General features: G+C 60.8%; 8 protein-coding genes. 3 read left to right on the top strand and 5 right to left on the bottom strand.

Annotated elements, in window-relative coordinates; genetic code table 11:
- Together NT137_03980 and NT137_03975 are read left to right on the top strand one after the other, a co-directional pair.
- The coding region (locus NT137_03980; protein MCX6652496.1) for a phosphoribosylamine--glycine ligase at nt 1-673 on the top strand (673 nt) is incomplete at its 5' end.
- Between the two features lie 23 nt (nt 674-696).
- Complete coding sequence (locus tag NT137_03975) at nt 697-1,314, top strand: hypothetical protein (protein MCX6652495.1); 618 nt, start codon at nt 697-699, stop codon at nt 1,312-1,314.
- Here the strand turns inward: NT137_03975 and trxA are convergent, their stop codons facing one another.
- The 4 genes from trxA to pyrF form a co-directional block, all read right to left on the bottom strand.
- On the bottom strand, nt 1,315-1,644 hold the full coding sequence (gene trxA, locus NT137_03970) for a thioredoxin (protein ID MCX6652494.1): 330 nt from the start codon (nt 1,642-1,644) through the stop codon (nt 1,315-1,317).
- 131 nt (nt 1,645-1,775) lie between these two features.
- On the bottom strand, nt 1,776-2,522 hold the full coding sequence (locus NT137_03965) for a hypothetical protein (protein ID MCX6652493.1): 747 nt from the start codon (nt 2,520-2,522) through the stop codon (nt 1,776-1,778).
- Nucleotides 2,523-2,533: 11 nt separating this feature from the next.
- Nucleotides 2,534-9,070, bottom strand: a complete 6,537-nt coding sequence (locus NT137_03960) for a glycosyltransferase family 39 protein (protein ID MCX6652492.1) — start codon at nt 9,068-9,070, stop codon at nt 2,534-2,536.
- Nucleotides 9,071-9,186: 116 nt separating this feature from the next.
- Nucleotides 9,187-9,837 (bottom strand): orotidine-5'-phosphate decarboxylase, encoded by a 651-nt coding sequence (gene pyrF, locus NT137_03955; GenBank protein ID MCX6652491.1) that lies wholly within the window; start codon nt 9,835-9,837, stop codon nt 9,187-9,189.
- 91 nt (nt 9,838-9,928) lie between these two features.
- Between pyrF and NT137_03950 the strand changes: the two genes are divergently transcribed.
- A complete protein-coding gene (locus NT137_03950; GenBank protein MCX6652490.1) occupies nt 9,929-11,029 on the top strand; it encodes a radical SAM protein in 1,101 nt (366 codons plus the stop codon).
- On the opposite strand, the gene NT137_03945 is transcribed toward NT137_03950, so the two are convergent.
- Nucleotides 11,016-11,441, bottom strand: coding sequence for a NusA-like transcription termination signal-binding factor (locus NT137_03945; protein ID MCX6652489.1), 426 nt, complete (start codon nt 11,439-11,441; stop codon nt 11,016-11,018). The genes NT137_03950 and NT137_03945 overlap by 14 nt on opposite strands.
- Between the last annotated feature and the right edge of the window lie 2 nt (nt 11,442-11,443).

The following is an 11,443-nucleotide window of genomic DNA, read 5'->3' as shown; positions in this document are numbered from 1 at the left end:
TTTCGAAGGCGACGTCGGTCCGAACACCGGAGGCATGGGCTCGTATTCCGCGGAAGATCATCTTCTGCCGTTCGTGGAGAGGGGGGAGGTGGAGAGCGCCGTCGAGACCATGCGCAGGACGGTCCTCGCCCTGGCCAAGGAAGGTTGCCCCTATCAGGGAGTGCTATACGGCCAGTTCATGCTCACTTCCTCCGGTCCCAAGGTGATCGAATTTAACGCCCGCTTCGGGGACCCGGAGGCGATGAACGTGCTTCCGCTCCTGGAAAGCGATTTCGCCGAGGTCTGCTCGAGCATCACCTCGTCATCGATCTCTCCGTCGAAGGTGCGCTTCGCCCGCAAGGCCACGGTCTGCAAGTACGTCGTGCCGGAAGGCTATGGCATCGAGGCCAGGGCGGGGCTGCCGATCGAGGTCGACGAGGAGCGGATAGAGAAAGAGCACGCCCACCTTTTCTACGCCGCAGTCAGCGAAGAGAACGGACGCATACTCACTGGCACCTCGAGAGCGGTGGCGGTGGTGGGCGTGGAGGACAGCATCGAGAAAGCGGAACGGGCCTGCGAGCGCGCCCTGCGCTTCGTCAAGGGGGAAGCGATCTACGTCCGCCACGACATCGGACGGAGAGAGATCATCGAGAAGAAGGTGGAGCGCATGCAGGCGCTCAGGAAACGATTATAGCAGACGGGAGGCTTGCTGTCATCATGAAGAATTTGGAGGAGATCGCGAACCGCATCCTGGTGCGACTGGACGAGAAGGACACGGTGCGGGAGATCGCCATCAAGTCCACCCGAGCGATAATCCGTATCTCCGGCAGCGTGGTGCACGGGGTGCATAAGCGCGAGAACGTAGAAGCGATGTTGGACGAGGTCATGGACGAGGCCAACCGCCTGCGCTCCCTCCTCTCCGACCACCAGGACATCTGGCACTCGGGCATGGTGGAGGATGCCATGCAGGAGCTCGCCGAAGCGGCGATCATGGTCAGCATAGCGTCCGAAGACGACCTGCCTACGCCCGAGGAACTCGGCGTTCCCATGTCCTCTTATCTCATGGGCCTGGCGGACAGCATCGGCGAGCTCCGCCGGTTCGCATTGGACGCCCTCAAGGAAGGACGGATGGAAGACGCCCTGCGATACCTGGAGATGATGGAGGACATGTACCAGGTGATCATGCGTTTCGACTTCCCGGATGCGCTCGTGGCCATCCGCCGCAAGCAGGACATCGCCCGCTCCCTGCTGGAGAAGACTCGGGGCGAGGTGGCGGTGGGGGTGAGCTCGAAGCTGCTGGGGGAGAAGCTCACCCGTCTCTACGACAAGCTCTGATCAGCCGGAGAAGACCTCTCTTAGCTTGCCCTCGATCTCCGAGTCCGGTACCAGGCCGACTATCTCGCCAGCATGCTCGCCGCCCTGCAGGAACATCAGGGTGGGGATGCCCATGACCCTGAACCTCTTCACCAGCTCCGGGTTCTTGTCGCAGTCGACCTTGGCGAATGCTACCTTGCCAGCATAGCGCTCGGCCAAGCGTTCGATCATCGGAGCCATGGCCCGACAGGGGCCGCACCAGCCGGCCCAGAAGTCGATGACCACCTTGGGGTTCTTTGAAACGAAATCGTCGAAGTCGTCCTTGCTCAGCTCGGTGATGCGCCCTGACATCGTTATCGGGGAAGGAAGGGAGCGCGCTCTATTTTAACACTTACGGGGAAAGGGCGAAGAGACGGAACGGATACCTGGCCCAAGCTGCCAAGGAAGGAAAGGTCAGAGAATGAAGAAGCTCGTCGGACCAACTACTTCTTCCGCTTGCGCTTCGGCCTCTTGTAGATGATGTAGGTGACGAACATCAGCATCGCCAGAAGCAGGATGAGGATGGCGTCCGTGCTGCCGTAGTCCGGGCCGTTAACGTAGATGGTCTTGGTGAATACCGAGCCGCCGCCCTCGAAACGAGCGAACTGGTTGCTGGGATCGAGCTCCACCCGCACCAAATGCTGGCCGCTCGCCAATTCGGCCGTAAGGTTGTAGATGATGGTGCGAGAGCCCTTGGCATCCAAGGAGAAAGTGGTGTTGAATATTTTGACGTCGTCCAAATAGAAGACGATCGGCACGCCGGTCAGGGCCGCGCTGCCGCTGTTGACCACTTTGGCGGTGAGCACGATGGGCCGCACCACTTTGATAGTGAGCTCCTTGGTCAGCTTGTCGCTTCCCAGGGCGCTATAGGCGGTCATGTTCACTTCCAGCCTGATGTCCTGTGCCTGAGAGGGGGCGGTGAGATTGATGAGGAACGTTCCCACTTTGCTGACGCCGTTGCCCGGGGAGACCACGGCATCCGACACCTTCGGACCTAGCACTCTGGCAGTGAAGCTGTAGTTGCCGCTCGGGTCGGCGCCGTGGCCGCCCAGTGCCAGGACGCTGTAGGAGTGCGTTTCGCTGATGGCGACGAGCGTCGGGCCGTCGACCGAAACGTAGAGGGGATTGGGAATGTCCACCGCCCCGGCGGTCGCCGGGACCAGGCCCACCGCTAGCAGGCCGATGGCCATCAGCACGACCGTCAGCGCTTTCTTCGTCGGAACACCCCCTTCTGCATGCCGACGAGCACGAACACGGTGAACATCGCCAGCACCATGCCCAGGAGCACCAAGGTGCCCGCCGGGACATCGGGTATGATGCTGTTCACCTTGTCCCCTGTGACCGCCAGGCCTCCGGAGGGGATGGTGAACCTCGGCAGTTCCGGCTGGAACGGCAGCACCGTGCTCGCCGTGGGAGTGGATACGGAGGTGGCCGTGAGGACGACCGTTATCGATGGCTCGGGATTGGCGCGCACCGGCGTCAGGCGCAGCTCGAAGCTCACCTGGTTGCCGGCGGTCGCCTGGATGGTGACGTTGCTGCCGAAGGCTCCCGTGCCGCTGCGTACCTCGGCCTTCCAGCCCAGGTCCTGCAGGCCTGCCAGGTTGACCGCGCTCACTAGGAAGCTGTCGTCGACGTTGCCCGTGTTCTTCAGGCTCAAGCTGTAACTGAAGGAGGAACCGCTGGTGGTCAGGGGCTTGGTGTACGTGATCGAGACGGCGTGGACGGGGGCAATTCCCACCTCCACGGTCGCGCTGTTCGTGATCGTCGCCAGCTCCGTGCTCGTAGCCCTCACCGACAACGACTGATGGCTGACCTTGGCGCCCACGGGGGCGGTGATGGTCAAGGTCACCAGCTGCGAGTTCTGCTGGCCGAAGTCCACGGTGACCGTGGACTCGGAAAGGGTCATGGTCCATCCCGATGTCGAGCCGACTGTGCCCAGGCGATAGGTGTCCGGTACGTTCCCCTTGTTGACGATGCGGATGTTGTAGACCACGCTCTCCCCGCCGTTGATGGTCCTCTTCTCCGAGGAGTCCCATTGCACCGAAACCAAGCGCTTTGGCACCTTGACCAGGGAGATGGTGCGGCTTTGGGGAGAGGTGAGGTTCAGAGCGAGCTCGGAGACATAGCTGACCGTGACCCCTCTCTCCTGACCCGAGGCGGTGGCCTTCACCTGGTACAGGTCAGAAGGCAGGTAGACCTCGAACCCTCCGCTGGCATCGCTGCGCAATGAAAGATAGTCAAGGCTGGAGATCTCAACCAGGGCGGAGGCTGGGATGCCGTTGACCAGGGTGACGCCGGAGAACGGTATGCCCGCCACCAGCGTGAAATTGATGTACTCGACCACGTAAGGCCTCACATCCAGCTTGCCCAGGAACGCGCCCACGCCGGACAGCTGCTTGATGTAGACGCTGTAGTTGCCCGGGGCCAGGTCGAAATTGAAGCCGGACGAGCTCGCTTCCGCTGTGGCGTTCACGGCCGTTAACGATGTGGCCACGAATTGCAGCTGGGCGGCCACTGGCACATCGCCGAAGATGACCTGACCTATGACGCTGGTGTTGTCGAGGATCCTCTTGACATTCACGGTCACGTCCTTGTTGGCCGTCAGGTCGAAGTCCAGGTAGCCCAGGTAGCGGAAGTATCGTTCGGTCTGGGTGTCCAAATACTGTTTCGAGCGCGCATCGGTAGTGATGTTGTACGTACCAGCTGGCAAGTTCAGCGTGAACGTGCCCGCGAGCGTGCTTTGCAGAGTGTAACTTCCACCCGTGCTCTTGGTGATCTTCACCGAGGCCGGGTTCATGAGGCGCGAGCCCTCGTAGTAGATGCTGCCGGAAACGGTGTACGCCTGCTCGGTATTGATGGTGATGGTGTTCGAGCTGGGCGATACGACATAGCTGCCTAGGCTGGCGAACCGGCTGGCGAACCGCTCTTGGCTCGCGTATACTTCGTACGTGCCTTCTTGCAGGTAGGTGGTGAAGTCGGTAGTGGCCCGCAGCTCCATCGAGTCCGGCCCGCTGATGACCACCCGGGCGCTGAACGCCCGTTCGGGGGTGAGGGTACCGGTCACCAGCACGCGCCTGACCACGTCGATCGCCAGACCGGAGGGGTCCTTGCCGATCTCCACGCTCAAGCTCTGAGAGGACTGATACTGAGTGGCGTTCGAGCCAAAGGTCGCGTTCTGGACCACCACGACGTTGTAGTTGCCAGGATGCAGGGAGAGGGTGAACCGGCCCAGCCCATCTGAAGTAGCGGTGGCCGTCTGAGCCCCCGACCCGGTCGAGGTGAAGGTCACGGTTATACCCGGCAAGCGCGAACCTAGATAACTGACCACACCGGAGACGGTGCGGTTGTAGGCAAGCAGCTGGATGTCCTGTTGCGTGTTGCCAGTGAGCGGAGAATAGCTGAACTCCTGCGGGGCGTAGCCGTTCTCGTTCACCAACAGTGTATAGTAACGGTTGGGGACCAGGTTGAGGCTATAGTACCCGGTGCTATCGGTGAGGGTGGTGATCGAGCGGCCATCCGCGTCCGCCACGGTCAAGGTGACGTTCGTCCTTCCCTCGCTGGAGGCGCGCAATCCGTCACCATTGGCATCGTACCAGACCGTGCCGGTGATCCTGGCCGAGGGAGCGAGGCTTAGCGTCAGGGTTGCGTCCGTGGCTATGAAGGCGTCGTTCCAGTAGGCGGTCACCTGGCTATCGACATAGAAGAAGTAGAGGTCCGAGGGCAGCAACATGCGGAATTCGCCGGTGGAGTTCGCCACCGCGGTGAGCTTCGCTCCAGTGGTGCGGGACTGGGCTTGCACCTTGACCCCGTCCAAGGACACGTCTCCCACCAGCTTGCCGCTCACGTAGAATGCGGAGCTCAGGGTAGGATTCGCCTGGGTCTGACCGACGGTCGCCGGGATCTGCAGAAGGGCCGCATAGTCCCTGCCATTGATGACCGCCAAGCTGAACAGGGTGTAGGAATCGGACGGAACGGTGATGTGGAAACGACCCTGGGAGTCGGTCTGCGTCCATATCTTCGTCTTCGAAGAGAGAAGGGCCACGGTGGCATTGGCCGCCGGGGTCAGGGACGGAGTGAGGATCTGACCGGACACGCTCATGGCCTCGTAGAGCGTGAATGTGCGCGTTACGGTCTCTCCGTTCCCCAGGGCGAAGACCTGCTGGCCGAGGGAGAACTCATCCTGCCCGGTTTGCAGTGTGTAATTACCTGGCAGAAGCTTCTCGAAGTTGAAGCTGCCGCTCTCGCCCGTGAACTGAACGGTCAGGTTGCCGTTCTGGGAATCGAGCAGCTGGAGCAGGAGGTCCGAGGCAGGGGAGTTGTCGCCGAACACCACTTTGCCGCCGATGCTTGCCGGTTTGATGGCTATGTCGACCGTGACATCCTGCTTCGATTCCACGGTGACGGTGATGGCGGTTCCCTGATGCCCTTCCACGACCGCGAATACTTCTCCGTTCATGGGCGGGACACCGGCGAAGCTGTATCCACTGGTGGTGGAGGTGGTCTCCAAGCGGAAGCCGGTGGTGGTGTTCTGCAGCACAACTTTGGCTCCAACGATCGCCTGGTCGTTGGAGTTGAGGTCGCCGCTGCCATCCAGGTCCCAGAACAGGTCGCCACTGACGGTCGACGACGGAAGCACGATGTTGCCATCGACGAGGTAGTCGAAGATGCCGTCCTGGTCGGAGTCGACCTGCTTGCGCATCGCCTGGTCATAGGTGAAGTCGAACGTCTTGCGGCCGATCTCGGTGGCGATCTGCGTAAGCTTGTCCAACTCCCCGGTGGAGAAGACCACGTTGACCTTGCCGAAGGGGGCGAGGACGCGATAGTGCCCGTCCGAATCGGTCTTGACGGTCATGTGCGGTGTGTCATACTCATCCAGCACCGTAACGTACGCGTCCGGGTACGGATTGCCGCTGGAGGTGGTCGCCTTTCCTTCGATGATCACTCCATCGTAGTACTGGATGAAGACGATGCCCTTCGTCAGAGTGGATGCCGAATAGTCCACCACGCCGGTTATGAGCTTGTCGTTGATCTGCTGCTCGAGCGACTTCGCCTCCTCATAGGAGACCGCCCTCCAGGCCTCCGAGTGGTTCTGCACCATCTCTCGGGGGTACGGGTTGAAGTAGGCTGTCTTGTAGACCAGGCGGAAGTGGCTCATGTTCCAGGCCTGCATGGGCTGATAGCTCGCCAGGGAACCGGAGAGGCCGGGCAGGCCTTGAGTTGTCAGTCCGAGGTCCGTCGGCCCGAATCCCATGAAGGCCCGGTAGAGCATGCTCTCGTAGAACATGTCCTTGTAGATTATCTGGTAGTCAATGATGGTCATGTCCGCGGTGATGTTCGCTATGTCCACCAGGTTGCCGTTGGAGTCCACCGCCATGATCTTGTAGAAGTCGATGGGAGCGTTGGACGCCGGGTCGATGCGCCTGTCCGAGAGCTTCGCCGGGGCATAGAACACGTTGCCGCTGGTGGCGGAGAACGGGAACAGCCTGGTATCGACCGCGAAGTAGCCGACGTCCACGCCGGTGACCTGCCTGAGCTCGCTATAGACCGAGGCCAGCTCATCAAGCCCGAGCTTTGCCAGCTCCACCCGCAGCGCCACGTACATGGCGTTCCGACTGGAGGGGACGGTGTTGTCCATGTCGAACGGTCCGTAGATCTCGGGGTTGGACATGACGATGGAGATGTACTTCGACGGATTGTACATTATATCCTTCACTTTGGCCAGGTCAACGCCATGCGCCACCAGGATGCTGTCCACCTGGACGACCATTGAAGGCGCCTGACCCTTCTGGACCGCAAGGGTCACGAGCATGGCCACTCCCTGCGCCTCATCGGTGCAGGTGATGAACGAGCCAGCGAAATTGTAGCCGTTCTGGAAGTCGTCCGCCACGGTCGGATGCTGCCCTGCCTGGATGGCCTCGAACCCGTAATCCCACCAGGACAGGAAGGCCGGTCGTTCGTAGGGCGGATTGACGTCGTTATCTTGTTCGGATAGCCAGCTCCACGCCGCTGGGAAATAATCGTTGGGCATGGGCAGACCGTACGAGAAGGCCCCGAAATACCAGTAGGAACCGTTGATGGAGTCGTAGTCCGCTGGCCGCATGATCTGCGGTAGGTGGTCGTAGACCTGCAGGTCATATTCGCGCTTGACCTGCGTAGGCATGCCCGCGTCCACCGCCATCCAGACGTTGGGCAGGATGATGAGGAAGGCCAAGAAGATCGCACCCAGCATGTGGCGCACCTTGACGCCCTTACGCAGGGATAGCAAGGGATTCCGCAGCCGGAAACCAGAGAGCCCTTTGGGCAGGTCCTCGAACTTGGCCATTTGGATTAACAGCACGACGATCCAACCCGCGGATATCGCGAAGGCCGGAGCGGCGTTGAAGAGGAAACGGCCAGCGGACATGGCCATGAACAGCGCCGTGCCTATCCAAACGACCAGGAATATGTAGTGGGGAGCGAGGTTCTTGGGGATCCTGATGGCCGCCCAGACCAGTCCCACGAACCCCAGCCAAAAGGTCAGAGCGCCGAATGACAAGGCCAGGACGGAGAACGAGGGCGCCTGCGCCTCGCCGATGGTGGAGTAGAGCTTGCTCTTCACCAGGTATCCTTGCCCGGTGATGATGGCATCGAAGAGGGCGGGCGCTACCACCGACAGGATCGCGAGAGCGGCCACCACCAGTATGATGAAGCTCGGCACCACCAGCGTCCATGGATAATCCCTAGTGAGAACGAAGATGAGCCCGACCACCACCATGCCGGCGAAGAGCAGCAGGGGCATGTCGAACCAGGTGTTCCACAGCAGAAGCTGCCTATACATCGGTGCGGCCAGGATGAAGAGGGTGCCCAGCATGACCGTCATGGTCATGAACACGCCCAGCGAATCGATGTTCTTGAAACGGTTGACGAATATCTGGACGAGGAAGTAGACCAGAATGATGATGAGAAGGTACATGTAGCCTTCCCAGGCGAACGCGACGGCCGTCAGGCATATCCCAGCCAGCATGGCATAGATGAGCGAGACCTGATTGAGCTTCACATAGCCTAGCAGCCCATCCTTGATGCCCTTGAGACTGCCGTAGCTCTGTACCCACCGGTCCCCTTTGACCTTGATCAGAGCTTCGAGCAGGAAGTAGAAGCCCCAGACGGCGAAGAACAGCATCATGGAGTCGTGGTCCGCATTGGACAGGACGCTTCGCTCGATATGTCCAGGCATGAGCGCGAACAGGAACCCTGAGACCAACCCGGCCCGACGACCGAAGGCGGCCTTGCCTATCAGGTAGACCGGGATGACCGTGAGCGAGCCCCAGAAGGCGGTGGAGAGGACCAGCATCAGGCCCGTTCCGTCCGCGACGGGAGCTCCGCTGAAAGCGGAGAATATCATGCCGCTGACCGCCACTGACCAGTCGTAGAGCGGCAGACGGGGGTTCCTCATGCCGAAGGGATAGTTCAGCATGGGGTCCATGAACAGATGTTCGCCCGTCGAAGTGACGTAGTCGATAGCTCTCTCGTGATAGTAAGAGTCAGAGCCACCCGATACCAGGTAGCCGTTGTCGATAGAGATGGAATAGGAAAAATAGCTCCGTACGAAGAAGGCCAAGAGAATGATCAATGCGAGGACCAGCGCCGACTGCCAGTGACGCGCCAACCAGGAATCGCGCAGCTTCGCGCCCGCGCCACTTAGAAAATCACGGCGCCTCCCTCCCATGAGGTCGCCTGCCCCTCCCTCTTTTTCTGCCATCAACTTTCTCCCTAGGAAGTTGCACAGTTGATTACAAACCCACTATAAATACGTTCTTTCAGTGGAAGGGAAAAAACCCATCGTCTGGATGATTCGCTCGCATCGTCCCCGGAAGCTCAACGGAGAAGGGCTTGCCGGACCTCGGCCGCAAGGCGTTCCGCCGCCTTCCTCGGATCGCGATCCTCGTAGATGCTCCGCCCCGCGATGACGTAGTCCGCCCCGTTGCGGATGACCTCGGCCGCGCTGCCTCCCTGCGCCCCTACGCCGGGAGAGAGTATGAGGAGGTCCCCGACGATGCGGCGGAGTTCGCTCACCCTTCCCGGCCTGGTGGCCGGGGCGATTATGCCGGTCGCACCTTCCTCTTTCGCCAGGGCGGCTAGCTTCTCCGCCACTGGAGCGGTGAACTCCTTTCCTCCCGGGTGGCTCATCTCCGTGACCACGTACACCTGCATGTCGCTGGCCGATTCCACCACCGCTCGCACCGAGTCCCGGCCGACGAAACCATGCACGATGAGGCCGTCCGCACCCAGGCGCTTCGCTTGCTCCGTGATCAGGCGGTTGGTGTTGGGGATATCTGCCACCTTGAAGTCGCAGATTACGGGCGCCATCTTCGACAGTCGGGTGATGATATCCGGCGACGTGGCAAGCACCAATGGCCAGTTGACCTTGATACCGTCAACTTGATCTCTCACGGCCTTCGCTACCGCCAACGCCTTCCGCTCCTCGGTCACGTCCAGAGCGAGGATGACCCTGGTGCCTTTGCGCATGTTGTTCGGGCGATGTATGCGCGCCAGCGATAAATGAGTTGCGCAGCCTCGGCCGACACGATTAACTATCTCGCCGTTGGTAGCCAGGGTGATGAGACTGCGAGAGTTCGAGGCTGGCTCTGCCCATACTGGCAAGCTTCCGAAGGGGTGCACCCTCTGCCGTCAGGGGGCGAAGCTGGTGCTCCTCGTCACCGGGCGCTGCGGATCGGGCTGCTTCTATTGCCCGCTGTCGCGTGGCAAGAAGGGAAAGAAGGTCGTCTACGCGGACGAGATGAAGGTCTCTTCCGATGAGGACGTGCTCCTGGAGGCGCGGTTGATCAAGGCCAAGGGCACCGGCATCACCGGCGGCGATCCGCTGCGGGAGATGTCCCTTGTCTGCCACTACATCCGCCTGGTCAAGAAGAGCTTCGGACCGGAGCATCATGTGCATCTCTATACCTCTACAATAGACCGCAAGGCATACTTGCGATTGCAGCGCTGCGGGCTGGACGAGCTGAGGATACACCCCCCTCTCAAGCACTGGCAGCATATGGAACGAACGGGTCTGGAGGAAGCAGTCAAAGGGCTGCGCATGAACGTGGGCGTCGAGGTCCCCTCCCTCCCTGGCAGGGGGGAGGAGCTGGAGGCATTGGTGCGATTCGCAGAGCGTATCGGCCTGGACTTCATCAACCTGAACGAACTGGAGTTCTCGGAGACGAACTACCGGGCCTTGAAGCGCCGAAGAATGGAGATAAAGGACGATGTCTCAAGCGCGGCCAAAGGAAGCGAGGAGCTCGCGGGACGCATGCTGGCTCTGGATGTGAGGATACCGGTGCACTACTGCTCCTCCTCCTTCAAGGACTCGGTCCAGCTGCGACGGCGCATACGGAGGAGGGCGAGAAGCATCGCCCGACCGGGCGATCTGATCACGGGGGAAGGGACACTGTTGAAAGGCGTCATCGAGACCCGGCGGATGACGGAGGCGGAGAATCTGCTACGCCAACGGTACGACGTCCCAAAGAAGCTCATCTTCCATGACCGGCAGAAGCGGAGGTTGGAGGTGGCGCCCTGGGTGCTGGAGGAGATCTCCTCGGAGCTGCCCTACGATTCGTATCTGGTCGAAGAGTATCCGACCGCGGACCGGCTGGAGGTCGAGCGCGAGAGACTGCCTGGAAAAGAGGAAAGGGGAAAGGGCCGGCCTAGGCCACGATGATGCTCTGCACGTTGTGATGCCTGCAGACCAGGTCCCGGGCGATCTTCAGGTTGCGGCCGTTCTTGCCTATCGCTCGTCCTTTGACCTTCGGGTCGACGGTCACCGTGGCATGCACGATGTTGCCCCGGTTCTCCAGGACCACCGATTGCACGCTGTAGTTGTAGAACACGTTCCGGATGAAATTCTCCGGGTCGTCCGAATACTCCACTACCTGGATGTTCTTCCCGGTGGTGTTCTTCATACGGATGACGTGCTCTCCCGCCTTGCCCACGGCGCGGTTGGCCTGGCCGGGATCGACCACGAACACCAGCTTCTCCTCCGTCTCCATGCAGTCCCGCACGTGCGTCTTGGTGATGTTCTCGAACAGCGAGATGTAGCGCAGCGTGTCTTCGGTAAGGGTGACTTCTGGCATGA

It is taken from the genome of Methanomassiliicoccales archaeon (assembly GCA_026394375.1).
GTDB lineage: Archaea > Thermoplasmatota > Thermoplasmata > Methanomassiliicoccales > UBA472 > JAJRAL01.
This window is presented reverse-complemented; position numbering and strand designations above follow the sequence as displayed.